The organism is Methylobacterium indicum (genome assembly GCF_017347565.1).
In the GTDB taxonomy this organism is placed as follows: domain Bacteria; phylum Pseudomonadota; class Alphaproteobacteria; order Rhizobiales; family Beijerinckiaceae; genus Methylobacterium; species Methylobacterium indicum.
This window is the reverse complement of record NZ_AP024145.1, coordinates 1,468,355-1,491,983: the sequence shown is the minus strand read 5'-3', so window position 1 is coordinate 1,491,983 and position 23,629 is coordinate 1,468,355. Positions and strand designations below refer to the sequence as shown.

The following is a 23,629-nucleotide window of genomic DNA, read 5'->3' as shown; positions in this document are numbered from 1 at the left end:
GCCGTCGGCGGGAGGAAGGCAGGCCCGGTCCGGCCTTGCGCCTCCCTCCGACGGGTGGAGGCGTCGCCCGCATCCCTCTCATTCCTGCACAAGGACACCCCGTGGACAGCAGCATCATCCAGGGCATCTCGACCTTCCGCGGCAGCGTGTTTCCGGGCCAGCGGCAGATGTACCAGCGCCTCGTGCGCGACGGGCAGCAGCCGAAGGCCCTGATCATCGCCTGCGCCGATTCCCGGGTCTCGCCCGAGCACATCACCCAGGCCGGGCCCGGCGAGCTGTTCGTCTGCCGCAACGCCGGCAACATCGTGCCGCCCTTCTCGCAGATGAACGGCGGCGTCTCCTCGGCGATCGAGTACGCGGTGGTGGCGCTCGGGGTGCGCGACATCGTGGTCTGCGGCCACTCGGATTGCGGCGCCATGAAGGGTCTGATGCAGCCCGGCGCCCTCGACGCGATGCCGAACGTCGCCGCCTGGCTGCGCCACAGCCACGCCGCCGACCGCATCGTCTGCGAAGCCTACCCGGACGACATCGGCCCGACCGAGCGCCTGCGGGCGCTGGCCCTCGAGAACGTGGTGGCGCAGATCGCCCACCTGCGCACCCATCCGAGCGTGGCGGCGGCGCTCGCCAAGGGACGGCTCGCCCTCCACGGCTGGTTCTTCGAGATCGAGACCGGTGCGCTGCTGGCCTATGACGGCAGCCGCTTCGTGGCGCTCGCCGACGACGGCGTGCTGCCGGTGGCCCACGCCCCGGCGCCCCGGCGCGCGGCCGGCGACGGGGCGCGGCCGGTGCCGGTGGCGGCCGCGTAGCGCCGGCATCGGCCTGCCCCGCACGGATGACGGGGCAGGCCCCGCCGATTCGCGCTTCCGGTGCCTCCGGCGAGCGCTAGATACGGCGCCATGCGCACCGCCCGGATCGTCCCCCTCGTCGTCGCGACGGCCCTGTTCATGGAGAACACGGATTCGACCGTGCTCGCGACGTCGCTGCCGGCGATCGCCGCGGATATGGGCGAGGATCCGATCGCCCTGAAGCTGGCCCTGACCTCCTACCTCGTCAGCCTCGCGATCTTCATCCCCATCAGCGGCTGGGCCGCCGACCGCTACGGCGCCCGGACGGTCTTCCGCTGGGCGCTCGCGGTGTTCATGGCCGGCTCGCTCGCCTGCGCGGCCTCGAACTCGCTCGGCTGGTTCGTCGCCGCCCGCTTCCTGCAGGGCATGGGCGGGGCGATGATGGTGCCGGTCGGGCGCCTCGTGCTCCTGCGCAGCGTGCCGAAGGGCGAGCTCGTCCAGGCGCTCGCCACCCTGACCATCCCGGCCCTCGTCGGCCCGGTGATCGGGCCGCCGCTCGGCGGCCTCATCACCACCGCCCTGCACTGGCGCTGGATCTTCTTCATCAACCTGCCGATCGGGCTCGCCGGCATCCTGCTCGCGACCCGCTACTTCCAGGACATCAAGGAGGAGGCGCGCCCGCCCCTCGACCTCCTCGGCTTCGTCCTGTCGGGGGCCGGCCTCGCCAGCCTGATGCTCGGCCTCGCCTCGAGCGGGCGCCACCTCCTGCCGGAGGTCGTGTCCTGGGCCTGCACCGGGGCGGGGGTCGTGCTGTGCGGGCTCTACCTCGCCCATAGCCGCCGGGTGGAGCACCCGGTGATCCGCCTCGATCTGCTGCGCTACCCGACCTTCCGGGCGGCGGTGCTCGGCGGCAGCCTGTTTCGCATCGGCACCGGGGCGATCCCGTTCCTGCTGCCCCTGATGCTCCAGCTCGGCTTCGGGCTCGACCCGCTGCATTCGGGCCTCATCACCTTCGCGGCCGCCGCCGGCGCCCTGTTCATGAAGACCATCGCGGCGCGCATCCTGCGCGCCTTCGGCTTCCGGGCGGTGATGACGCTGAACGCGGTGGTCGCGGCATGCCTGCTCGCGGTGAACGGCCTGTTCACCGCCGGCACGCCGCACGCCCTCATCATCGCGGTGCTCCTCGTCGGCGGCTGCTTCCGCTCGCTGCAATTCACTGCCGTCAACGCCATCGCGTACGCCGACGTGGATCCGCGCGACATGAGCGCGGCGACGAGCCTCGCCAGCGTCGCCCAGCAGCTCTCCTTGAGCATCGGCGTCGCCTTCGGGGCCTTCGTGCTCCAGTCCGCGGCCGAGTGGCACGGCCGCGGCGACATCCGGGCGGAGGATTTCGGGCCCGCCTTCCTGGCGGTGGCGGTCGTCTCCGGGATTTCGGCCCTGTCGTTCCGCCGCCTCGCCCCCGAGGCCGGCGCCGAGGTGTCGGGCCACCGCATCGTCCGGGCGAAGCCGACGGCCGACGCCGCGTAACAGGCTGAAGGAATTCTGTGGCCGCGCTTCAGCCATCGTTCAGCGTGGCGGCGCGATAACGGTGTCGTCGAGCCGCAGGGATCACGGTCATCCGGTCTCGGGCGCTCGCGAATGCTTGTTCCACCCTTACGTCATGGGGATCTGCCATGAAGCGCATCGCATCCATCTGCGTGGCCGCGGCCACCCTGGCGAGCGTGACCCTGGCCGGCGCGGCTCCGGCCGAGGCGCGCTGGCGGGCCGGGCCGGCCTTCGCCCTCGGGGCGGTCGGCGGCCTCGCCCTCGGCAGCGCCATCGCGGCCGGCGCGCGCCCGGCCTATGGCTACGGATACGGCTATGCGCCCGCCCCGGCCTACGGCTACACCCCCGTCTATGGCGGGCCGGCCTACGGCTACGCCCCGGCCTACGGCCCCGAATGCTACACCGTCCGCCGCCGGATGATCGACGAGTTCGGCGACGTCTACATCCGCCGCGTGCGCGTCTGCGACTGATCTGCGCGACGGGACCGGGACGGCCGTGAGCCTGCTCGCCCGACACATCCCGGCTTTCGGCACCTCCGCCCTGGCGGATTGGGCCGCCGAGCCGCCCTGGGCGCTCACCTCTGCGGCGGACGCCATCGTCCGCCGGCTGCTGACCCGCCTCGGCGAGGCGTTTTCCGTCGCCGACGGGATCGCCGTGCATCACAGCGCCCGGGTCGAGCCCGGCGCGGTGCTCAAGGGCCCGCTCGTCGTCGGGCCGCGCTGCGTCATCGGCCACGGCGCCACCCTGCGGGGCGGCGCCTGGCTGGAGGAGGCCTGCACGATCGGGCCGGGATCCGAGCTGAAGGCCTCGTTCCTGTTCGCCGGCACGGCGCTCGCCCATCTCAACTTCGTCGGCGAGAGCGTGATCGGCCGGGGTGTCAACCTCGAGGCCGGCGCGGTCGTCGCCAACCACCGCAACGAATGGCCCGGCGCCACGGTGGCATTCCGGCACGATGGGGCCACGATCGAGACCGGCTGCGCGAAGTTCGGCGCTCTCGTCGGGGACGGGACGCGGCTCGGCGCCAATGCCGTGGTGGCGCCCGGCGCGATCCTCGCCCCCGGCACGGTGGTGCCGCGCCTCGGGCTCGTCGACCAGGGCGTGGCGCCGGACCTCCGGTGATGCCGGGGACCCGCCGATCGACAGTCCGGGCCGCGACGCCCCGTCACTCCGCCCCGCCGAGCCGCGCCAGTCCCTCCCCGTCCAGCCGGAAGAAGACCTTGTCGGGCTTGGGCGCCGCGCCGAGGCTTTCGTAGAACGCGAGCAGCGCCGGCTGCCCGGCATCCGCCGTCCAGTCGACGCGCTTCAACCCGCGCGCCACCGCTTCCACCGCCACCGCCCGCACCAGGGCGCGGCCGTGGCCGCCGCCGCGGTGGCGCGCGCCGACGAACAGCTCCTTCAGGAAGAGGCCGCCCGCGAGACCCGGGCCGGGATAGATCGCCGAGAAGGCCGCGAAGCCGGCGAGGGCCGCGCCGTCCTCCGCCACCAGGATCTCGGTCCCGGCCGGGCGCCCGGCGAGCGACGCCTCGATGTCCTCGCGGGGCGGGCAGGGCACGGCGTAATAGGCCTGCATCTCCTCGAAGAGTCGCGCCAGGGCCGGGTGGTCGGCCGGCGAGAGCGGCCGGATCACAGGGCGCCCCGGCGCAGGTCGGTCAGCACCGCGGCGAGGTGGGAGAGGAAGCGGGCTGCCGCCGCGCCGTCCACCGCCCGGTGGTCCCAGGACAGGCTCAAGGGGAGGATCAGCCGCGGCTGGAAGGTGCTGCCGTCCCAGACCGGCTCGATGCGCGAGCGCGCCGCGCCCAGGATCGCCACCTCGGGCGCGTTGATGATCGGCGTGAAGCCGTCGCCGCCGATGCCGCCGAGCGAGGAGACCGAGAAGCCCCCGCCCTGCATGGCGGCGGGCGGCAGCGTGCCGGTGCGTGCCTGCTCGGCGAGCTCCCCCATCTCCCGGGCGATCTCGACGAGGCCTTTGCGGTCGCAATCGCGGACCACCGGCACCAGGAGGCCCCGCGGCGTGTCGACCGCGAAGCCGACATGGACGTAATCCTTCAGGATCAGGTCGTCGCCGTTGAGCGCCGCGTTGAAGCGCGGATAGGCCCGGAGCGCCGCCGCCGCCGCCTTGATCAGGATCGCCACCATGGTGACCTTGTGGCTGCCGGGGCGGGCGGCCCCGTTCAGCTCGCGGCGCAGGGCCTCGGTCTCGGTGACGTCGGCATGGTCGAAATTGGTGACGTGCGGGATCGTCAGCCAGTTGCGGGTCAGCGCCTGGCCGGAGATCTGCTGGATGCGCGACAAGGCTTCGCGCCGCACCGGGCCGAACTTGCCGTGATCGACCTGCGGCCAGGCCGGCAGGCCGGCGCCGATCCCGGAGGCGGGCGCGGCCGGAGGCGCCGCGGGGGCGGCGGGCGCAGGGGCAGGGGCAGAGGAAGCCGGGGCGGCCATCTGGCCGCGCACGAAGGCCAGCACGTCCTCGCGCAGGATGCGCCCCTGGGGCCCCGAACCCGGGATGCCGGCCAGCGCGACGCCGAGTTCGCGGGCATAGGCGCGCACCGACGGGGTGGCGTGCGCCTCGGACGATGCGGTCGACGCCGAGGCGCCCGCGGGGGCCGGGGCCGGTGGCGCTTCGGCGGGGGCCGGTGGCGGCGGAACGGAGGCTTGAAGGGCGGGGATCTCGGCCGGCGCGGGCTGGGCCGCCTCGCCGGAGGTGTCGACCATCAGGATCGGCACGCCCTGCGACACCCGGGTGCCGGGCGCGACCAGGATCTCGGAGACCACTCCCGCCACCGGCGAGGGCACCTCCATGGTGGCCTTGTCGGATTCGATGCTGATCAGGAGGTCGTCGACGGCGATCCGGTCGCCGGGCTTGACCAGGATCTCGACGACCGGGACGTCCTTGAAGTCGCCGATATCGGGCAGGGCGACCGGCAGGCTGGCACTCACGAACGTCCTCCGCGGCGGTGTCTCGTTGTCCCCTCGCGGCTCGGCCCGTCACGGGCGGCGCGGCATCCGGGATGCCGTGCCTAGCCGATTTCGCCGCCGAGGTGAAACCGTCGCGCGCCGGGTGCGCGGCCCGCCGCGTCCTCCTCGGCGCTACCGCGTCTTGCGGGTGCGCTCCGGCAGGCTCGGGCGCAGGGCCGGGGCCGCCGCCGCCGGGCGCAGGCGCGGCGAGGCCGGGCCGTGGGCCGGACGATGCTGGTCGGGCGTCGCGCCGCGGGCGGCCGGTTCGCTGCCGAGGATCGAGGCGACGAGGTCGCGCGCGGTGGCGGCGTCCATCGAGCGAAACAGCTTCGTGAGGCCGAACACCGCGTCGACCGAGCGGGCGATCGAGGGATCGAGGCGCAGGAAGATGAACACCGCCTCCTCCTCGGCGAGGTCGGCGGCGCGCAGCGCCAGGGCCAGGAGGTCGCGGCGCTCCGGCTCGGTGGCGCGGAAGCACGCTCCCGGCATGCCGAGGGCCTCGCCGAGCGCCGCCTCGAACCGCTCCGGCTCGCCCCGGCCCGCGAAGGCGGTGAGGGCCGCGCCGGCGGCGCGCATCCCGGCCCGGCCCTGGGGCCGCAACGCCGCCCGGGCCGCCACGCCGTCCCGGATCGCGGTCCGGCGCTCGGGCCCGGCCTGGAGGTAGAGCGGGGCGAGGTCGACGGCCGGCAGGTCGTCGCGGGAGAGAAGCAGGGCGGCGAGGTCCGGTTGGCGGCGCGCCCGCTCGACCAGCCGCTCCAGGGCCGGCCCGGCGAGCGGCGCATCGGCATTGCCGGCGAGCGCCCGGTCGACCTCGGGGTCGCCGCGCAGGCTCAGATCCTCGATCAGGGCCCGGCCGAGATCGGTGCGGCGGGCCAGCACCGCGTCGAGGCCCGGGCCGCTGCCGGCGGCCTCGAGCAGGGCCGTCGTCAGGACCGGGCTTCCGGCCAGCACCGCGTCGCGGGCGCCGCCGCCCTGCGCGGCCAGCAGCGCCAGCACGCTCTGGGGCGTGTCGGGGAGCGGCGCGAGCTTCTGGGCGACGATCTCGGCGGTGGCGGCGTCCACCGTCGGGATCAGCCCGCAGGCCAGGGCCTCGAAGGCCCGGATCGTCGCGACGTCCCGCACGGGGGCGGCCCGGAAGAGGTCCGTCTGCACCCGCAGCAGGACCGGTTTCATGTCGAGACGCCGGTCTCGTGCGAGATCGAGGAGGCCGGACAGGTCCGGCGGAGCGTCGGCGGCGGAGCGGGCCATGGGCGATCGGATACGCAGAACATGAAAGCGACCCCGAGAATGCGAGGGGCCGCGTAAAGCGACGCTTAAGGCTGCGGGCACGGGCCGGGGCGGAGCCTGGGGACAACGGGGATGACGCGCGGATTCGCGCCGATCCGCTCACCGATGGTTTACGCCGCCGGCCCGCCCGCCCCTCGGGAGCGACGGCCCGGAAACAGTCCGTTAACCATGCCCGTGCTTTCGTCCACCCGTGAAGCCGCGACGGGCGGCGGTCCCGGAGGGACGTGGAGAGGCGGGAGAGCGCGCATGATCGGCCACCAGCGACGTCCCTCGGCGGACATCATCCCGTTCCGGGCCGAAGGCCCGCGCCGCGCCGGCGTCCTCCGCGGCGGCGCATGCGGCCCGGCCGATCACCCTGCGGCGGACCCGGTCCGCGGCACGATCCTGCTGTTCACGGGAGTGCGCTATGAGAGGCTGCCCGATCCCGCCGAGACGGACCGGCCCGCCCCCGAGCGGCGCCGGACGCGCTGAACCGAGGGTCCGGGTCATGGTTCTCCGGGGCATGTCCGTGCGTGGTCTCCTGATCGGCGGCGTGCTGCTGGCCGCGCCCCTGGTGGCGTCCTGCGTGCAGCAGGGCGATTTCGGCCGGCCGGCCCCCACCGCCTGGAACAGCCTGATCGACGCCGCCGACACCATCGCGGCGCATGAGCGCGGCGAGGCGGCCTCGCTGTTTCCGTTCACCGAGGACGAGCGGGCGTTGCGCGACCGGGCCTGGCGCTTCCTGATGCCGGCGCGCGAGCGCAGCCTGTTCGAGGCCGCCCTAGACAACCTCACCCGCGCCCGGGTGCTGCCGGTCGGCTGGCGCCTGTCGGACCCCGCCGCCTATTACGAGGCGATCACCGCCGGGCCGTACCGCTCGGTGATCTCGCGCTACCGGCGCCTCTCCGACGACATGGTGGCCGACGGCCGCCTGGTTCCGGCCTTCGCCGAGACCGCGTCCCGGGTGGTGCGGGCCGACCTGACGCGGCTGCAGAGCCTGCCCTTCATCACCACCCTCGACGACCGCGACGTGCGCAGCGCCGCGATGCGGGTGGCGGAGAACCGCTGCCTCATCGCCTGGGTGCGGCTGGAGACGGGGGCCCGGACGGCCTCCTACCGCTACGCCCTCGAGCACCTGCTGATCGCCGCCCCCGAGGAGGAGGCGGTGGCCGGCGAGCGCGCCCTCGCGTTCCTCGACTCGCGCCGCACCCTTCTCGACCCGCTCTTGCCGCCGGATGCCGAGGCGCGCTGCGGCCTCGTCCCGCCGGAGCCCGGCCCGGCGGTGCTGGTGCGCAAGGGATAAGGGCTCCGGTCCTACTCGTCCGGCCCGTCGATGGTGCAGGAAACCGAGCGGGCGGCCTCGTTGGCGAGGGCCTGCTGGCTCGGCAGGGCGGCCAGCACCCGGATGCTGACGAAGCCCTCCCGGCTCGGGGCGACGATCCGCATGTCGCGGTTGCGCTCGTCCTCGTCGGCGCTGGCCAGCGCCTCGTCGTACTGGCGCTTGGTCATGATCACGAGCTCGACGGTGCCGCGCAGGGCCGCCTGGTCGGTAATGGCGTAGTAGGCGCCGTTGCGGCCGTGCAGCGCGATCGTCTCGAGGAGCGGGCCGGTCTCGGCGGTGATCCGCACCGGTCCGTCGTCGAGGTCGTAGGCGCAGATGCCGACCGCCACCGCCGGGTCCTGCCGCGGCAGCCAGCCCGCGGCCGGCGCGCCCTCGGCCTTGCCGCCGGTCTCGACGGCGTGGACCAGCACCGAGGTGTCGTTGGCGAGCGTGGCGCGGGCCTGGCTCAGGGCGTCGCCGGTGGCGAGGTAGGGGATCGCCAGCACCGCCGCGACGTGGACGAGACCCGCCAGCACGAGGCCGCACAGGGTGGCGAGGAGGAAGCGGCCGAACGGCGTCACGGGCAATCCTCCCGGGTGATCGAGGGCACGCCCTCGCGTTCGAGCACGCCGGTGCTCGCCGCCACCGGCGTGTCGTAGAGGCGCAGCACCAGCCGGATCGAGCCCTCGCCCGCCGGCATTGGCAGCCAGTTGCCGGGCTGCACGGTGGGGCTCAACGTCACGGCGAAGCGGCCGTCGCGGTCGCGCAGCACCTCCGTGGAGGTGAAGCCGGTGCGCGGCGCCATGCCGGTCTCGCCCGCGGGTTCACCGGCGGCCTCGGCCTTGGCCCGACCGCGCCGCTCCACCGTCAGGGTCCAGGCCCGGGACGGCGGGGTGGCTCCGGCGATGCGGTAGCGGCAGGACGGATCGAGCCGGCGCCCGGATTCGTCGGTGAGCGCGGTGAGCAGCAGCCCCTCGCCGAGCGCCAGCGGCACCTCGCCGGTGCGGGCATGGATCGCCCGCACGTAGGGATCAGCGTCCCGCGCCCCGATCTTCGGCCAGGCCGTCCATGCGTTGAGGACGACGCCCCCGAACGGATAGCGCCCCCGCGTCGCCCAGTTGGCCGTGGCGAGACCGAGGCCCGCGCCGAGGGCGAGGGCGTAGAGGACGAGGCCCACGGTCCCGACCTGGCGCGGACACGCGAGGTTCTGCAAGAGGCGGGGGCGGAATCGCGAGCCTGGGGGGGCAGCGCGTCCGGAGGCCGGGAGGGCGACGTTCTCGGTCAGCATTGTGGGAGTGTGTCTAGCCCAGGTCGGGTCGGGGCCGAACGGTTTTTTTCCCCGGAGGCCCACGGACGCTGGCGGACCAGTCGGCAAGAGGGGCGCACGAAGATCCTACAACATAAGCCGCTTGTACTCTTTATCGAACCTGGCTTCGAATAGGGCTATCCGCGTATCGGTTGCCTCGTTACGGTCGAGGATATCGAACCTCTCGCGCGAGTGTTCGCGCGGCTGGTTCGATGCGTAGTTCGCATCGCCTCGCATCATGCGGGCGCGAAATTCTTCATAGGTCTTGCATTGATAATGGTTGATCTGAATGCCGTCATGTGCGATGCGATCCGACATTCCGCGTTGGTACATCTCAAATTCTTTGAAGTCAGACAGCACTTGGCGGCCGGAAGATGTCCATATATTGTGAATATGAACATCGACTGCCAGTTTTGTCCTTGCGAAGGTTTTGAAGTGGTGATGATTTCCCCATTGGGGATCGGCCGCTTGGAAAAAAGTTTTCGTCACGAAAGTATAATCGGACGATGTCCTGCCACCCGAACCGAAATTTCGCCAGTTGACATGCACACTCGCGACGTCGTCTGGAACGCGATCGAGGAAGCGCTGCACACTGCCGTCAGCAAAGGGTAGGAGGAATTCGTCGATATCTAGAAAGATCACCCACTCCGTCGCGACGATGCTCAAAGCATGAGCATATGCTGTTACTTGGGGGGACGTATCGGGGATCGACGGCCACTCAATAAGTGACACTCTCGGGTCGCGCTTTGCAATCTGCGAAACGACCTGATTCGTTTCATCGGTGCTGTCGTTCGAAAAAACGATGACCCGATTGAAACCGATTGTGAGATTATACGCAATCCACTCTGCTATGTATCGCCCCTCGTTTTTGGCGATTGCGACAACGGTAGAGCATACCTCGGAAATCATGGTCGTGTTCCGGACTTCATGGTCGATCATGGGCTTGGGGCAAGAGCAGGCGAGGGGCGAGATAGGCACATGCATCGAGCCTATTTTATTCGAACGGGCAGGCGACACGTCGTTGGCTCCAGAATCGCCGTCTGCCCGAGGAGCCGTCGCGGTTGTCTTATAATCATCGTAGCAGCGAAATCTCCGCCATCGTTATAGAGGTGCGCTCACTGCTTCTGCGGCCGCGTCACTATGCGACATGCGAGTTTCGATAGAATCAAGGGAAGATTGGCAATATTCGGTCGATCGCCATATTCCACCCTAGTTGCATTGTCCGCCCACCCTTCGAAAAATCTTGCGTGATCCAAGGGTCGTGGCATATCAGATTCTGCTCTTGGGCGAAAGGTGTGCGACCAGAGGGCTGCAGCACGTCAGGGGAAGAATATTGCGTCGTCTATTTGAGATTTCTCGGATGTGGTCACGGCAGAGTGCTGCGCGCATATCAGATGAAGGCGCCGGGGCGCGCCAATTTTCTGAGACCAAGCTGCCTTTACCATCGAATGAGCCGGGTGGGTCTCAAGTTTCGGGATGCCCGATTTTTCACAAAGACTTTCCGACGCATTATGCAAATCTTATGATGCAATACATGGTAGCGAAAAAACTGAAGTCTTTGATACCAAATCTTGAGTTATCCAATTTCATGATGCCATATTGGAATATTGATCATCGTCCAATCGACGATACTGGGTCCTATGCCTCGTGTGTTCTTGATCACGAGCAGCATGTTGATATGCAGCGAATTGCATACTTAGCAAATAATAAATTATTTGACCGGTTCAATTGGCGCGGATACGGTCAGAGAATCGAGTATTTCCCCCCAGTCGATGAGGCTCGAGTGCTATTCTCTCGACCGGACATCGTCGCTCCGGTTTTCGACGGCGATGCCGTGGTCTGCCCAATCCGCGGCGGCGAGATACTCGATGCGAGACATCCCGGATACACGATCTTGCCGATCGATTTTTATGTCGATGTCATTGACGAGATGGGATGGCGACCTGTCTTCGTCGGTCAGACCGAAGACAATATTTACATGCGGGCGCTGAAGGACCGGTTTCCACAAGCGGAAATCGTGAGCCATCAGGGTGTGATGGAGGATTTTGCCATCATCCGTGCGGCCTCGAACGTGATCCTGTCAATCAGCACTTTCGCCTGGCTCGCCGCGTGGCTATCGCACGCAAAAACCATTGTCCTGCCGGTTTACGGCATGTTCAATCCCGCTCTCTTCTCGTTGCACGACCTGCTGCCGCTGGGCGATGACCGCTATCGCTTTTACCAATTCCCGCCGCAGCCCGCAGTGCCGCTGCACGAGCTCTTGGAAGTCCATTCAGCAATGAAGGGGCAATGGCATCGGGTTGGCCGAGATGAACTCAGGCGACTCTGATTCTGCCTCGCGCTGACGCGCCTCACTGCGGCATCGTCCGTGCGTCGTCCACCGCATTGAACGCCGCCCGCCCAGGCGGCGGGCGCTCGACAGGAACATGTTACCAAGCCCCACCAGCACCCCTCGAAGGAGCACCGCGCCGGGCGACCATCGGATTTTGAGCGGTTCGGGCGCCGACCGTGTCGGATCCAAAGCCTAACGGAGGTGTGCTTCGACGGCCCGCGTTGAAATCGCCAGCTGCCCGACCGCTTGGCCTGCTCGACTCAGGGCCCGACGAACAACGACGCCTCGAACCCGTCCAGGATCGTGTCGGTCTCGGCGATCGTCCGGCCGTCGTAGAAGCGCGCGCGCAGGGCGTCGTCCATCATGATCCCGCGATACTCGTCGAGGATGGCGTAGTAGTTCCGCTCCAGGATCATGGAGGACGGATCGAGGTCGGTGATGCAGATGCTACCCGCCGGGCGCACGTCGACGGCGGTCACGCGCAGGTCGGGGCGGTATTTTTCCAGGATCGGCAGCAGCTTCCAGACGTCGCCGGTCCACCACCCCGCCAAGTCCCTGTTCGCGCGTCCCTCCGGGTTGTGGGTGCGCTCGGTCATCTCGGCATTGGCGGACAGGCAATCGTCCCGCATGAGCAAGCCGTGGCGATGCGTCGCCCTCTCGCTGTTGGTGAAGTCGCGCAGCAGGTATTCGAACGGGTGCAGCCCATCCAGGAAGATCACGTCGATCGGCGCGTTGATGATCCTGCTCGGTTCGTAATCGCGAAAAAAGTCGGCGCTCGTCATCTGATAGAGATAAAGGTTCGTCTTCTTTCCAATCACGTTGCCGGTGGTCTGGAAGAACGGATCGACGCCGATGCTCGGGCAGTCGATCCGCGACAGGGTGGTACCGTCTCGGACGCCGACCTCCAAGAAGCCCCGCGCATTCTTGGCGCGCGCCATCCTGGCGACGAAGTCGAAATACGGGGGACCGGAATGCCAATGGGTGAAAGCCGTCGTCATCCGTTCCGAGTCCGTCGCGTGTGGTCTGTCGGATGCAGGTCAGCTCCGTATAGGCCCCGTGCGGGCCCTCCGCTCTAGTTCGACGAGCTGCCGGGCGAGCCGGGCCGGTCGATCACGTTGAACGCCGCCCGCCCCGGCGGAGGCGCCTCGACCGAGCGGAACAGGTTCCCCAAGCCCCCCAGTACCTCGAAGGAGCGGCGCGACAGGGCGCCGGCCGGCGCGCCGGGGGGCGGCGCGGTCGGGGCCGCGGCTTGCGCATTGCGGGCGCTCGCCTTGTCGGTATCGAAGCCCGGCAAGGGCTTGATCTCGATGCCCTGGTGGGCCGGGGCCATCACCTCGTGGAAGGTCATCGCCGGCAGCGAGCCGCCGGTCATGTTCTTGGTCGAGGAATGGTCGTCGTTGCCGTACCAGACGGCGGTGACGAGGTTGCCGGTATAGCCGACGAACCAGGCGTCGCGGTAGGCGTTGGTGGTGCCGGACTTGCCGGCGGTGCGCACGCCCTCGATCGCCGCCTTGCGCCCGGTGCCCTCGTCGACGACCTTGTTCAACATGAAGTTCATGTCGGCGACGACGCGGGTCGAGAGCACCTGCTCGGGGGCCGGCTCGCTGGTGTCGTGGCGGTAGATCACCTCGCCGGCGCCGGTGCGGATCTCGGTCGCCGCGTAGGGCTTGGCCCGCTTGCCGCCATTGGCGAAGACCGAGTAGCCGGCGGCCTGGTCGATCACCGTGACCTCGGCCGAGCCGATCGGCAGCGAGACCGAATCGACCAGGTTCGAGGTGATGCCCATCTTGTGGGACAACTCGATGATCTTGGCCCGGCCGAGCTTGGCGGCGCGGGCGTCGTGGGTCTCGCCGAGCTGCTTGCCCATGGCGATCGAGAACTGCACCGGGATGGTGTTGATCGATTTCGCCACCGCGACCCAGAGCGGCACCGTGCCGGCGAAGGAGCGGCCGTAATTCGCCGGGCACCAGTTGCCGATGCAGACCGGCCGGTCGACGACCTTGCTCTCGGGCCGCCACTGCCCGGTGGCGAGGGCCGCGGCGTAGACGTAGGGCTTGAACGAGGAGCCGGGCTGGCGCAGCGCATCGGTGGCGCGGTTGAACTGGCTCTGGCCGTAATCGGCCCCGCCGACCATCGCCCGCACCGCCCCGTCCGGATCCATGGTGACGAGGGCCGCCTGCTCGACGTCGAAGGCGTCGCCGAACTGGCGCAAAACATTCTCCACCGCCTGGTCGGCCCGCTTCTGGATCGCGAGGTCGAGCGGGGTCTTCACGACCAGGACCCGCTCCTTCTTCAGCTTGCCCTCGTCGACGAGCTTCTTGATCTCGTTGAAGGCCCAGTCGAGGTAGTAGTCGGCGCTGATGTCGCGCGAGCGCGTCACCGGCGTCGCCGGGTTGCGCAGGGCCGACTGGATCTGGCCCTCGGTCAGGTAGCCGGCCTCGACCATGTTGTGCAGCACGTCGGCCGCGCGGGCGCGGGCCGCCGGCAGGTTGACGTGGGGGGCGTATTTCGTCGGCGCCTTGAACAGGCCGGCCAGCATGGCCGCCTCCGGCAGGGTGATGTCCTTGAGGCTCTTGCCGAAATAGTAATCCGCCGCGGCCGACGCCCCGAAGGTGCCGCCGCCCATATAGGCCCGGTCGAGGTAGAGCTTCAGGATCTCGTTCTTGGTCAGGTGGCATTCGAGCCACAAGGCCAAAAACGCCTCGTTGATCTTGCGCTCGAGCGAGCGCTCGTTCGACAGGAAGAGGTTCTTGGCGAGCTGCTGCGTCAGCGAGGAGCCGCCCTGGACGTGGCCGCCGCCCCGCGCGTTCACGGTGACGGCACGCAGCGTGCCGATCGGGTCGATGCCCCAATGCTCGTAGAAGCGCCGGTCCTCGGTCGAGATCAGCGCCTTGATCAGGATGTCGGGAAACTCGTCGATGCGCAGCGAATCGTCGTGCTTGATGCCGCGCCGCCCGACCTCGGTGCCGTAGCGGTCGAGGAAGGTGACGGCGAGGTCCGGCGCCTTCAGCCAGTTCTCGCTGGTCTGGTTGAAGGCCGATTGGGCGAGCGTCAGCATCACCACGCCGCCGGCGAGCCCGAGGGTCACGCCCTCGCTGGCGAGGTCGAGGACGAACCGCTTGACGCCGGTGACCCGGAAGCACCGCTGGATCTTCTCGGCGAATCGGCCATAGGCCTCGCCGAACGAGCGGCCGCCATTGTAGAGGCCGTCGTTCAGCCAGGCGTCGAAGCCGAGCAGCCCGTGGGACAGGCGGGTCCGGAGCTGGGTCAGCCGGTTGGTGGGCCGGTTCTCGGGCACGACGAGTCCTCGGATGGGCGCGCGGTCGGGTCTATCAAGCCCCGCACTCTAGCGCGAGACCGGGGCGGCAGAGAGGCGGATCGCCCCCCTTCCGTGCAGTATATGGGGCACGAACGCGCCGACACGACGTCGCAGGAATGCGGAGCCCCGTTCGGCCGCGCTTGCCCTCGGGGCGAGGGTGCGGCAGGGGAGGGGCCTCCCATCCGCCTTCCCCGCATCCGCGCCCAGTCCTCCGGCGCCCTCGAGGCCGAACGTCCGTGGCCGACGCCCCCGAATCCTCCATCCCGAAAGCCCCCGCGGGCAAACCGTCCGCCTCCAAATCCTCCGTTTCCAAGCCCTCCGCTTCCCTCAAGGCCGCGGCCCCGTTCTGGCGCGGCCGGAGCCTGGAGGAGTTCAGCCCGGCGGAGTGGGAGAGCCTGTGCGACGGCTGCGGCCGCTGCTGCCTCCTGAAGCTCGAGGACGAGGACACGGCCGAGATCCACTACACCGATATCGGCTGCACCCTCCTCGATGCGGCGTCCTGCCGCTGCCGCGACTATCCGCGGCGCCAGAAGAAGGTGCCGGACTGCGTCCGCCTGACGCCGGAGGCGGTCCGCACCCTGTCCTGGCTGCCGCCGACCTGCGGCTACCGCCTGGTGCGGGACGGGCACGACCTGCCCTGGTGGCACCCTCTGGTCTCCGGGACCCGCCGCACCGTGCACGAGGCCGGCATCTCGGTGCGCGGACGCGTCAGCGGCACCGAGGAGGAGTTCGAGACCGAAGAATTGCTGGATCGCATCGTCGACTGGCCGGGGCAGGACCCTCAGAAGGACCCGCAGGCCGGGGGGTGAGGCCGGGCGGCCCCGATCCGTCGCGTTGGCACGCCACTTGCTCCGTCTCTCCCGACGCTCATGGGCGTTTCCTCCCCGACTCGGGGCCCCGCTGCGCTTGGCGCGCGGGGCCTCCTTTCCGTCACCGCCGTTGCCATCGGGCGCGGGCCGCCCGATAACCCCGGGCGACCGGAGATCTCCCGACATGGCCCTCACCGTCGCGGTCCAGATGGACCCGATCCAGGCGATCCGCATCGCCGGCGACACCACCTTCGCGCTGCTCCTCGAAGCGCAACGCCGCGGCCACACGCTGCTGCACTACACGCCCGACCGCCTCTCGATGCGCGACGGGCGCGTCACCGCCCGGGTCGAGCCCCTGCGGGTGCAGGACGTCGAGGGCGACCACGCGCAACTCGGCGCCCAGGAGCGGGTCGATCTGGCCACGGTCGACGTGGTGCTGATGCGCCAGGACCCGCCCTTCGACCTCGCCTACATCACGGCGACGCACCTGCTCGAGCGCATCCACCCCCACACGCTCGTGGTGAACAACCCGTTCGAGGTGCGCAACGCCCCCGAGAAGCTGTTTGTCACCGCCTATCCGGACCTGATGCCCCCGACCCTGATCACCCGCGACAAGCAGGAGATCGAGGAGTTTCGCGCCGAGCACGGCGCCGTGGTGATGAAGCCGCTGCACGGGCATGGCGGCGCGGCCGTGCTGCGGGTGCTCCCCGACGACCCGAATTTCGGCTCGATGTTCGACCTGTTCTCGGTCACCTTCCGGGAGCCCTGGGTGGTGCAGCGCTTCCTGCCGCGGATCACCGAGGGCGACAAGCGCATCATCCTGGTCGACGGCGAGCCGCTGGGCGCCGTCAACCGGGTGCCGGCGGCCAACGACATCCGCTCCAACATGGTGCGGGGCGGCAAGGGCGGCGCCACGGCGCTGACCCCGCGCGAGCAGGAGATCTGCGCGGCGATCGGCCCGGAATTGCGCCGGCGCGGCCTGATCCTCGTCGGCATCGACGTGATCGACGGCAACCTCACCGAGATCAACGTCACGTCGCCGACCGGCATCCGGGCGATCAAGCGCCTCGGCGGTCCCGACCTCGCGGTTCCGGTCTGGGACGCGATCGAAGCCAAGGTGACGAAGCCGCAGAGCGCCTGACGCCGTCGGAGCCGAGAGGCTGTTCAACCGGGAGGGCGGCTTTCATCCTCCCCGCGACCTCATCCTGAGGTGTCAGTCCATCGGTGATGGGCTGACCTCGAAGGAGGACTCCAAAAGCCTCCGCGATCCCTGGAGCCCTCTTTCGAGGCTTCCTTTCGGCCGCACCTCAGGATGAGGCGGGAGGATAGGACGTGACGATCCCCCGGACTCCGTCCCGGGCCGTCGAGCCTCGTTCGAAGGGCGAGCCTCAGCCCGCATTCTCCCCCAGCGTGTCCTCGATGTAGAGCCGGTCGAGCAGCACCTTGGCGACCGCCATCAGCGGCAGCGCCAGGGCGACGCCCCAGAGGCCGAACAGCACGCCGAGCAGGATCTGGCCGGCGAACAGGGTGGCGGGCGGGATGTCGAGCGCCCGCTTCTGCACGAAGGGCGTCAGCACGTAGCTCTCGAGGGTCTGCACCAGGAGGTAGACGGCCATCCCGGCGACCACGCCCTTCAGCCCCGAGGCGAGGGAGGCGAGCACGATGATGATGCCGGCGACGAGCGCCCCGATGGTCGGGATGAAGCAGAGCAGGCCCGCCTGGAGCCCAAGGATCAGGGACCCGTCGATGCCCACGAGCGTCAGCCCGAGCCAGACGCAGACGAAGATCGCCGCCATCACGACGAGCTGGCCGAACAGCCAGTGGCGGAGCGTGATGCCGATGTCGTCGGCGACGGAGGCCGCGTGGGTGCGCTGGCGCGAGGGCACGAAGCGCAGCAGCCCGTCGCGGTAGGTGCGCGGTTCGGCGGCGACGAACAGCCCGAGCACCACCACGATGAACACGTTGCCGATGGCGCCGAACACCGCCAGCGCCACCGTGGAGGCCTGGCCGAGCACGCTGCCGGCACCCGAGAGCAGCGTTCCGGGGCTCGGCAGGCTCGGACCCTTCGGGCGCTCCTCCTCCGCCGCGCCGCCTTGGGGCCCACCCTGGGCGGCCGCATCCTTGAGCTTGCCGAAATCGAGGAAGCGGGTGTCGACCCCGCGGGCATCGAGCCAGGACTTCACGGTGCCGGACTGCTCCCGCAGCGTCTGGCCCAGGCGCTGGGCCTGCCCCGCCACGGTGGCGCCGCCGAGCCCGACCATGCCGAGGATCAGGACCGTGAGCAGCAGGCTGACGATCGCCAGCCGGAACCCGTGCCCGAGCGGGACGACGCGGCCGAGATAGTGCGTGAGCCCGTCGAGGAAGACCGCGAACAGGATTCCGGCGAAGATCAGCAGCAGGGTGTCGGCCGAGTGCCAGGCCAGCAGCAGGGCGGCGGTGAACGCCACCACCCCGATCCCCGCGAGGACGAGCGAGCGGGTGCTCGTCCAGGCGGCGCGGGGGACGCCCTGGGACGACGCGTCCTGCGAGGGGGAAACGGGCATGTCCGGCGATCTCTCCGCTGGCGGCCCGCATGGCCGCCCTGCCGCACAGATAGCCCCGCGCGGCCGTCCGGCGACCGCGGACCGGCTTTTATCCCTCCTCGCGCCGGCGCCGCACGCCGGCGAGGACGGCGGGATGGGCCGGTGTGCTCCAGGCCGCCTCCGCCGGAGCGGCGACCGGCTCGGCCGCCGTCATCCCCTTGGGCAGGGCGATGGGTTTCGGCAGCGCCAGGGTCGGCGCCGGGCGCCGGGGTGCCCATTCCTCCGGCTCCAGGATCTCGACGACCGGCATCGGCCGAGGACGAACTTTTCGGCGCACCGGTTGCGGCGCGCGCCCGAACACGCGCAGCAAGGCCCAGCCGACGAGGCCGCCCCAGGCCAGCAGCACGCCCCCGGGCGTCGGCCGCTCGGAGATCAGGAGGGTGACGAGCCCGACGAGCGCGCAGACCATCGCGAGGTTGCGCGCGCTGAAGGGATCGAACGGCAGCGGGTCGGAGGATCTGTGGTCGCGGATCATGGGCCGAGCTTGCCCGAGCCCGGTCAGCGAATCCTCAGCCCGACCGCTCGAATTGTCCGCAATCCCCGCTTCCCACGCCCCACGCGCCCCCGTTTCGCGGATTTCCCGCGCGCGGCGGCGTCCCGGGCCGGCTCACCACCGCTCTGCGGCGGCCGCGTCGTGCTCGGTCGCCTCGACCCAGCCGCCGAGCGTACCGTCGGCATGGTGCTCGCGCTTCCAGAACGGGGCGCGGGTCTTGAGGTAGTCCATCAGGAAGCTCGCGGCCTCGAAGGCGGCGGTACGGTGGGCGGAGGCGGCGAGCACCAGCACGATGCCCTCGCCCGGGCGTACCAGGCCGTGGCGGTGGATCGCCACCGCGCCCTGGAGCGGCCAGCGCCCGGCGGCCTCGTCGAGCACCCGGCCGATCTCGGCCTCGGCCATGCCGGGATAATGCTCGAGCTCCAGGGCGGCGAGCCTCCCGTCCTCGTCGCGGCACAGGCCGGTGAAGCTGACGATGGCGCCCGCCCGCCCGCCGAGCTCCGCCGTGAGGGCGGCGATCTCCGCCGCGACGTCGAAGGGCTCGGGCTGGATCGAGAGGCGAGGGGTCATGGCGGGTCCGCACGGAGGGGTCTGACGGGGCTTCTCTAAGCAGACTTGCATTGGCAGGCCAACGCTCCGCCCGCTCAGGTTCTTGTTTCGTCGCAGATTCTTGCCGCCGAACCGGTGTCCACTTCGGCGAAATCTGCTTAGCACGGACGCGCCCGCGCCGAGACCCGCCGCCGACGCGGCCGGGCTGTCGGCGGCGGCCGGGCGGGGGTAGAGAGAGGGAAGGAACGGCCGGCCGCGCGGTCGGCCGGACGGAGGACCCGCCCCGTGACCCCAGACCTCCTCCTCCCCTACGACGACACCGAGCCGACCTTCGCGGCCCGTCCGGTCTGGTGCGGCCGTGGCAGCGCGGTGATCGGGCGGGCGAGCCTCGGCGCCCAGGCCTGGCTCGGCGACGAATCGGTGATCCGGGCCGACGGCCACGACGTCGTGGTGGGCGACCGGTTCTGGCTCGGCGCCCGCTCGACCCTGCACATCGCCGCCGAGATGTATCCCTGCATCGTCGGCGACCGGGTCACGGTCGGGCGCGACGCGGTGGTGCATGCCTGCACGGTCGGGGACGAGTGCGTGATCGAGGAGGAGTGCGTCGTCCTCGACGGGTCCGTGATCGAGGACGGGGTGCTGATCGAGGCCGGCAGCACGGTGTTTCCGCGTACCACCCTGCCGGCGGGCTTCGTCTGCGCCGGCAGCCCGGCCCGGCCGGTGCGGCCGCTCGCTCCCGGTGAGCGGGCGGAGCGGGCCGAGCGCCTGCGCGAGGCCGCCGCCGCCGAGCCGGCCGCCGCCCCGGGCGAGGCCTTCGAGCCCGATCCCGGCGTGTTCGTCGCCCGCACCGCGCGGCTGCACGGCCGGGTCGCCCTGGCGCCGGGGGCGAGCGTGTTCTTCTCCTGCCGGCTGGAGGCCGGGCTCGGGCCGATCGTCGTCGGCGCCAACGTCAACGTGCAGGACAATTGCGCGCTCCACACCCGCGGCGAGGGCCTGGTGATCGAGCACGACACCACGCTCGGCCACAACGTGCGCGCCGGCGACGGCCGCATCGGGCCGCACTGCCTCATCGGCATGGGTGCCCGCCTCAGCCCCGGCACGGTGGTGGAGGCCGACGTGCTGCTGGCCGCCGGCAGCGCCACCGATCCCGGGCAGGTCCTAGAATCGGGATGGCTCTGGGGCGGGCGCCCGGCCCGGACGCTCGCGCGCCTCGATTCGGAGCGCCGCGCCATGATGGCCCGGACGGTGGCGAGCTACGCGGCCTACGGCCGGACCTTCCGCCGGCTCCAGGCGCGGTCGGGCGGGGAAGGTTAGAGACCCGCCGCCGCCCGTCCCGATCCGGCCCGGCGGGCCGCCTCGGCCACGTCGAGGAGGTGGCCGAGCTCGGCCGCCGCCGCCGCGACCCGCTCGGCGACCCGCGGATCGCTGACCGCGCCGTCCTCGATCTCGGCCTCGCCGGCATAGACCGCCGTCGGGGCCACGTGGGCGGTGAAGAAGCCGAAGAGCGGGCGCAGCTGGTGCTCGACCATCAGGGCGTGGCGCGGCCCGCCGCCGGTCGCGGTCAGGACCACCGGCTTGCCGGCGATGGCGGCGGGGTCGAGGAAGTCGATCACGTGCTTGAACAGGCCCGAATACGAGCCGTTATAGACCGGCGAGCCGACGATCAGGCCGTCGGCGCCCTCCATCGCCTCGATCATGTGGCCGATCGGCAGCGGCAGGGCCTGCCGGCTGGTGGCGCCGAGCCCGGTGCCGACCTCGGCGAGGTCGTAGAGCTTCAGGTCGATCGGCCGGCGGCGGCCGAGCTCGGCCGCGACCGCCTCGACCAGCACGCGGGTCCGGGAGGGGCGGCGGACGTTGCCCGAGAAGGCGACGATGCGGGCTGGTCTCACGGTGGGCTCCGGTTGTCGAGGACGGGTTCCCGGAACGGGTCGCGGGACCGGTCGCGGCGGCCCCCGACTGTGCCGGGAGCGCGCGCGAGGTCAATGCGAAACCGGTGCCAGGGCTCCCCGTCCCTTAACGGGACTCTGGGTCCCACGTCCCGAGAAGATGGGGCAGGTCGGCGAATTCGTCGAAGACCCGGACGGCGCCGGCGGCCAGAAGATCCGCCCCGGCCCGGTCGTGCGACCAGTGGCCGCCGCCGCAGAAGCCGAGCGCCGGGATCCCGGCGGCCCGCGCCGCGGTGACGCCCGGCACGCTGTCCTCGATCACCACGCAGGCCTCCGGCGCCACCCCCATCTGCGCGGCGGCGTACAGGAAGAGGTCGGGGAACGGCTTGCCCCGCGACACCATGGTGGCGCTGAAGACGTGCCCGTCGAAGTGGCGCAGGAGGCCGGTGAGCGCCAGCGCGTGGCGCAGGCGCTGGGGATCGCTGCTCGAGGCGACGCAGCGCCGATCCGGCATCGTCTCCAGCACCGCGGCGACGCCCGCGATGGCCTGGAGCTCGGCGTCGAAGGCCCGCAGCGTGTCGGCCCGCACCGCGTCGACGAAGCCCTCCGGCGTCGGCACGCCGTAATCCGTCGCGATGTGGGCCATGATCGAGGTCATGCTGGTGCCGGTGAAGCGCCGGGCCACCGTGTCGAGGTCGATCGGCACGCCGATGCGCTGCAGGTTCTCGGTCAGGCGCGCGAGGCTGATCGGCTCGCTGTCGATCAGCACGCCGTCGCAATCGAAGATCACCAGTTCCGGTCGCCCGCCCGTCCTGCCGCTCATGCCGCTTCCCTCATGCCGCCCCCCTCACGCCGCGTCCCTGGCCGGCGGTCCGCCAGGGCCGTGGCACGCCGGGTCGTGTGGGATCAACCCGCCACGGTGCCGCGCTCACGCTTGCCCCGGCCCCCGCAAATCCTTGCGCCGGCAAGGGCCTCTCACTACTCAAGGTGCCGCGCGTCCCGGGGGGCGCGGTCCGGAGCCCTGGATGATCCGCTTCCTCTGCCGTTGCCTCGGCCTCTTGCTTCTCGCCGCCGGCTTCGTCGGGATCGTCTATGACGGCGCCCGCTCGATCGCCAACAACGCCGTCCTGGTCACCTCGGTCAGCGACGTCGCCTCCGCGCTGATGAAGGACCGGGCCGCCAGCCTCCAGGCCATGGCGGAAGGCGGGCAGCCGGCGCTGTGGAAGCTCCTGGGCCTGCCCTTCACCCTCTCGCCGGCCGCGCCGGTCGCCCTGGTCCTCGGCCTGGTCCTGCTCTGGCTCGGCCAGCCGCCCCGGGCCGGCATCGGCACGGGCTTCCGCCCGTGAGCCCAGGCGTGAGCCCAGGCTCGCTTCCCCTCACACGACCGTCTTCCCAGAGACCCTCCTGCGCGAGCTTGCCCGGCGATGCGGCCTGACACGATGGGGCGCACCGCGATCGCGGTCCTGCCCGGCCTCTCCCTGTGCGTCGCCGTCACGGCGGCGGCGAGCCTGGTCCAGGCGGCGGAGGAGCACCTCGTCCACCACCCCTACGTCGAGGCGCTGGTGATCGCGATCCTCGCCGGCATCGCGATCCGCTCGCTCTGGGAGCCGGGACCGCGCTGGCGCATCGGCATCGCCTTCAGCGCCAAGCAGCTGCTCGAGGTCGCCGTGATGCTGCTCGGCGCCTCGATCAGCCTCAAGGCGCTCGTCGCCTCGGGGCCGGCCCTGCTCACCGGCATCGTCGCCACCGTGGTGATCGCGCTCGTCGCCAGCTACGCCATCGGACGGATGCTCGGCCTGCCGGCCCGGATGTCGATCCTGATCGCCTGCGGCAACGCGATCTGCGGCAACTCGGCCATCGCGGCGGTCGCCCCGGTGATCGGGGCGAGCGGCGACGACGTCGCCTCCTCGATCGCCTTCACGGCGATCCTCGGCGTGCTCGTCGTGCTCGGCCTGCCGCTCCTGATCCCGCTGCTCGGCACCAACCCGACCGAGTACGGCGTGCTCGCCGGCCTCACGGTCTACGCCGTGCCCCAGGTGCTCGCCGCCACGGTGCCGGTGAGCCTCGTCAGCACCCAGGTCGGCACGCTGGTCAAGCTCGTGCGGGTGTTGATGCTCGGGCCCGTCGTGCTCGGCCTGTCCCTCGTCGCCCCGCGCCTGCGCGACGAGCCCGGCGCGCCGGCCGGGGCGAGGAAGAGGCTCGGCTTCTTCAAGCTGGTGCCGTGGTTCATCCTGGGCTTCCTCGGGCTCGCCGCCGCCCGTTCCCTCGGCCTCGTGCCCGATGCGGCGCTCGCGCCGCTGACCCGGGTCGCCGGCATCCTGACGGTGATCGCCATGGCGGCTCTGGGCCTCGGGGTCGACGTGCGGGTGGTGGCCCGGGTCGGCGGGCGGGTGACGCTGGCGGTCGTCGCCTCCCTCGCCGTCCTGCTCCTCGTCAGCATCACCCTGGTGCGGGGGCTCGGGATCTCCTGAGCCGGAGCGA

At 70.8% G+C, this 23,629-nt stretch carries 25 protein-coding genes; 12 read left to right on the top strand and 13 right to left on the bottom strand.

Annotation, left to right across the window (positions count from 1 at the left end):
- Positions 1-101: 101 nt before the first annotated feature.
- From miv_RS06910 to miv_RS06895, 4 genes are all read left to right on the top strand, one after another.
- A complete protein-coding gene (locus tag miv_RS06910) occupies positions 102-806 on the top strand; it encodes a carbonic anhydrase (RefSeq protein WP_048431173.1) in 705 nt (234 codons plus the stop codon).
- Between the two features lie 90 nt (positions 807-896).
- Positions 897-2,312: a DHA2 family efflux MFS transporter permease subunit gene (locus tag miv_RS06905; RefSeq protein ID WP_207182003.1), complete on the top strand. Its 1,416-nt coding sequence runs from the start codon at positions 897-899 to the stop codon at positions 2,310-2,312.
- A gap of 146 nt (positions 2,313-2,458) precedes the next feature.
- The gene (locus miv_RS06900) at positions 2,459-2,800 is read left to right on the top strand and encodes a hypothetical protein (protein ID WP_048431175.1); all 342 of its coding nucleotides are present in this window, start codon (positions 2,459-2,461) and stop codon (positions 2,798-2,800) included.
- Positions 2,801-2,825: 25 nt separating this feature from the next.
- Entirely contained in the window at positions 2,826-3,449 is a 624-nt protein-coding gene (locus miv_RS06895) for an LbetaH domain-containing protein (RefSeq protein ID WP_207182002.1), read from the top strand.
- A 43-nt stretch (positions 3,450-3,492) separates the two neighbouring features.
- Here the strand turns inward: miv_RS06895 and miv_RS06890 are convergent, their stop codons facing one another.
- The 3 genes from miv_RS06890 to miv_RS06880 all read right to left on the bottom strand — a co-directional run bounded on the left by miv_RS06890 (position 3,493) and on the right by miv_RS06880 (position 6,533).
- Complete coding sequence (locus miv_RS06890) at positions 3,493-3,900, bottom strand: GNAT family N-acetyltransferase (protein WP_082172172.1); 408 nt, start codon at positions 3,898-3,900, stop codon at positions 3,493-3,495.
- A 53-nt stretch (positions 3,901-3,953) separates the two neighbouring features.
- Positions 3,954-5,267: a 2-oxo acid dehydrogenase subunit E2 gene (locus miv_RS06885; protein WP_207182001.1), complete on the bottom strand. Its 1,314-nt coding sequence runs from the start codon at positions 5,265-5,267 to the stop codon at positions 3,954-3,956.
- Positions 5,268-5,417: 150 nt separating this feature from the next.
- Positions 5,418-6,533 carry a DUF2336 domain-containing protein gene (locus miv_RS06880; RefSeq protein ID WP_207182000.1) on the bottom strand — a complete coding sequence of 372 codons (1,116 nt, stop codon included), beginning with the start codon at positions 6,531-6,533 and terminating at the stop codon, positions 5,418-5,420.
- Positions 6,534-6,818: 285 nt separating this feature from the next.
- Between miv_RS06880 and miv_RS06875 the strand changes: the two genes are divergently transcribed.
- Positions 6,819-7,043 (top strand): hypothetical protein, encoded by a 225-nt coding sequence (locus miv_RS06875; protein ID WP_207181998.1) that lies wholly within the window; start codon positions 6,819-6,821, stop codon positions 7,041-7,043.
- Between the two features lie 31 nt (positions 7,044-7,074).
- A complete protein-coding gene (locus miv_RS06870; protein ID WP_207181996.1) occupies positions 7,075-7,854 on the top strand; it encodes a hypothetical protein in 780 nt (259 codons plus the stop codon).
- Positions 7,855-7,865: 11 nt separating this feature from the next.
- Here miv_RS06870 and miv_RS06865 read toward each other — a convergent pair whose 3' ends face one another.
- From miv_RS06865 to miv_RS06855, 3 genes are all read right to left on the bottom strand, one after another.
- Complete coding sequence (locus miv_RS06865) at positions 7,866-8,453, bottom strand: DUF1254 domain-containing protein (protein ID WP_048428390.1); 588 nt, start codon at positions 8,451-8,453, stop codon at positions 7,866-7,868.
- Positions 8,450-9,160 carry a DUF1214 domain-containing protein gene (locus miv_RS06860; RefSeq protein ID WP_207181993.1) on the bottom strand — a complete coding sequence of 237 codons (711 nt, stop codon included), beginning with the start codon at positions 9,158-9,160 and terminating at the stop codon, positions 8,450-8,452. The genes miv_RS06865 and miv_RS06860 overlap by 4 nt, the downstream gene beginning before the upstream one ends.
- Before the next feature lie 105 nt (positions 9,161-9,265).
- The gene (locus miv_RS06855; protein ID WP_207181991.1) at positions 9,266-10,195 is read right to left on the bottom strand and encodes a glycosyltransferase family 2 protein; all 930 of its coding nucleotides are present in this window, start codon (positions 10,193-10,195) and stop codon (positions 9,266-9,268) included.
- A gap of 343 nt (positions 10,196-10,538) precedes the next feature.
- On the opposite strand from miv_RS06855, the gene miv_RS06850 reads away from it, so the two are divergent.
- Complete coding sequence (locus miv_RS06850) at positions 10,539-11,507, top strand: O-fucosyltransferase family protein (RefSeq protein ID WP_207181989.1); 969 nt, start codon at positions 10,539-10,541, stop codon at positions 11,505-11,507.
- 263 nt (positions 11,508-11,770) lie between these two features.
- Here miv_RS06850 and miv_RS06845 read toward each other — a convergent pair whose 3' ends face one another.
- Entirely contained in the window at positions 11,771-12,508 is a 738-nt protein-coding gene (locus miv_RS06845) for a class I SAM-dependent methyltransferase (RefSeq protein WP_207181988.1), read from the bottom strand.
- Positions 12,509-12,582: 74 nt separating this feature from the next.
- On the bottom strand, positions 12,583-14,808 hold the full coding sequence (locus miv_RS06840; protein ID WP_207181987.1) for a transglycosylase domain-containing protein: 2,226 nt from the start codon (positions 14,806-14,808) through the stop codon (positions 12,583-12,585).
- 257 nt (positions 14,809-15,065) lie between these two features.
- On the opposite strand from miv_RS06840, the gene miv_RS06835 reads away from it, so the two are divergent.
- Positions 15,066-15,638 (top strand): YcgN family cysteine cluster protein, encoded by a 573-nt coding sequence (locus miv_RS06835; protein ID WP_207181986.1) that lies wholly within the window; start codon positions 15,066-15,068, stop codon positions 15,636-15,638.
- 184 nt (positions 15,639-15,822) lie between these two features.
- Positions 15,823-16,779, top strand: a complete 957-nt coding sequence (gshB, locus tag miv_RS06830; protein WP_207181985.1) for a glutathione synthase — start codon at positions 15,823-15,825, stop codon at positions 16,777-16,779.
- A gap of 247 nt (positions 16,780-17,026) precedes the next feature.
- On the opposite strand, the gene miv_RS06825 is transcribed toward gshB, so the two are convergent.
- From miv_RS06825 to miv_RS06815, 3 genes are all read right to left on the bottom strand, one after another.
- Positions 17,027-18,181, bottom strand: a complete 1,155-nt coding sequence (locus miv_RS06825) for an AI-2E family transporter (RefSeq protein ID WP_207181984.1) — start codon at positions 18,179-18,181, stop codon at positions 17,027-17,029.
- An 88-nt stretch (positions 18,182-18,269) separates the two neighbouring features.
- Positions 18,270-18,695, bottom strand: coding sequence for a hypothetical protein (locus miv_RS06820; RefSeq protein WP_048428394.1), 426 nt, complete (start codon positions 18,693-18,695; stop codon positions 18,270-18,272).
- A gap of 132 nt (positions 18,696-18,827) precedes the next feature.
- Positions 18,828-19,283, bottom strand: coding sequence for a molybdenum cofactor biosynthesis protein MoaE (locus miv_RS06815; protein WP_048428395.1), 456 nt, complete (start codon positions 19,281-19,283; stop codon positions 18,828-18,830).
- Positions 19,284-19,547: 264 nt separating this feature from the next.
- On the opposite strand from miv_RS06815, the gene miv_RS06810 reads away from it, so the two are divergent.
- Positions 19,548-20,576: a gamma carbonic anhydrase family protein gene (locus miv_RS06810; RefSeq protein WP_048428396.1), complete on the top strand. Its 1,029-nt coding sequence runs from the start codon at positions 19,548-19,550 to the stop codon at positions 20,574-20,576.
- On the opposite strand, the gene msuE is transcribed toward miv_RS06810, so the two are convergent.
- Both msuE and miv_RS06800 read right to left on the bottom strand, forming a co-directional pair.
- Positions 20,573-21,151, bottom strand: coding sequence for an FMN reductase (gene msuE, locus miv_RS06805; protein ID WP_048428397.1), 579 nt, complete (start codon positions 21,149-21,151; stop codon positions 20,573-20,575). The two genes, miv_RS06810 and msuE, sit on opposite strands and share 4 nt — an antisense overlap.
- Positions 21,152-21,275: 124 nt before the next feature.
- The gene (locus miv_RS06800) at positions 21,276-21,971 is read right to left on the bottom strand and encodes an HAD family hydrolase (protein WP_058620398.1); all 696 of its coding nucleotides are present in this window, start codon (positions 21,969-21,971) and stop codon (positions 21,276-21,278) included.
- Positions 21,972-22,173: 202 nt separating this feature from the next.
- Between miv_RS06800 and miv_RS06795 the strand changes: the two genes are divergently transcribed.
- Positions 22,174-22,494 carry a hypothetical protein gene (locus miv_RS06795; protein ID WP_048428399.1) on the top strand — a complete coding sequence of 107 codons (321 nt, stop codon included), beginning with the start codon at positions 22,174-22,176 and terminating at the stop codon, positions 22,492-22,494.
- A 78-nt stretch (positions 22,495-22,572) separates the two neighbouring features.
- Complete coding sequence (locus tag miv_RS06790; protein ID WP_207181983.1) at positions 22,573-23,619, top strand: YeiH family protein; 1,047 nt, start codon at positions 22,573-22,575, stop codon at positions 23,617-23,619.
- Positions 23,620-23,629 lie beyond the last annotated feature (10 nt).

Coding starts and splice junctions, on each gene's coding strand:
- miv_RS06905 (WP_207182003.1), top strand. CDS start 897: ATGCGCACCGCCCGGATCGTCCCCCTCGTCGTCGCGACGGCCCTGTTC.
- miv_RS06900 (WP_048431175.1), top strand. CDS start 2,459: ATGAAGCGCATCGCATCCATCTGCGTGGCCGCGGCCACCCTGGCGAGC.
- miv_RS06890 (WP_082172172.1), bottom strand. CDS start 3,900: ATGCAGGCCTATTACGCCGTGCCCTGCCCGCCCCGCGAGGACATCGAG.
- miv_RS06880 (WP_207182000.1), bottom strand. CDS start 6,533: ATGGCCCGCTCCGCCGCCGACGCTCCGCCGGACCTGTCCGGCCTCCTC.
- miv_RS06875 (WP_207181998.1), top strand. CDS start 6,819: ATGATCGGCCACCAGCGACGTCCCTCGGCGGACATCATCCCGTTCCGG.
- miv_RS06870 (WP_207181996.1), top strand. CDS start 7,075: ATGTCCGTGCGTGGTCTCCTGATCGGCGGCGTGCTGCTGGCCGCGCCC.
- miv_RS06860 (WP_207181993.1), bottom strand. CDS start 9,160: ATGCTGACCGAGAACGTCGCCCTCCCGGCCTCCGGACGCGCTGCCCCC.
- miv_RS06850 (WP_207181989.1), top strand. CDS start 10,539: ATGTGGTCACGGCAGAGTGCTGCGCGCATATCAGATGAAGGCGCCGGG.
- miv_RS06845 (WP_207181988.1), bottom strand. CDS start 12,508: ATGACGACGGCTTTCACCCATTGGCATTCCGGTCCCCCGTATTTCGAC.
- gshB (WP_207181985.1), top strand. CDS start 15,823: ATGGCCCTCACCGTCGCGGTCCAGATGGACCCGATCCAGGCGATCCGC.
- miv_RS06825 (WP_207181984.1), bottom strand. CDS start 18,181: ATGCCCGTTTCCCCCTCGCAGGACGCGTCGTCCCAGGGCGTCCCCCGC.
- miv_RS06820 (WP_048428394.1), bottom strand. CDS start 18,695: ATGATCCGCGACCACAGATCCTCCGACCCGCTGCCGTTCGATCCCTTC.
- miv_RS06815 (WP_048428395.1), bottom strand. CDS start 19,283: ATGACCCCTCGCCTCTCGATCCAGCCCGAGCCCTTCGACGTCGCGGCG.
- miv_RS06800 (WP_058620398.1), bottom strand. CDS start 21,971: ATGAGCGGCAGGACGGGCGGGCGACCGGAACTGGTGATCTTCGATTGC.
- miv_RS06795 (WP_048428399.1), top strand. CDS start 22,174: ATGATCCGCTTCCTCTGCCGTTGCCTCGGCCTCTTGCTTCTCGCCGCC.
- miv_RS06790 (WP_207181983.1), top strand. CDS start 22,573: ATGCGGCCTGACACGATGGGGCGCACCGCGATCGCGGTCCTGCCCGGC.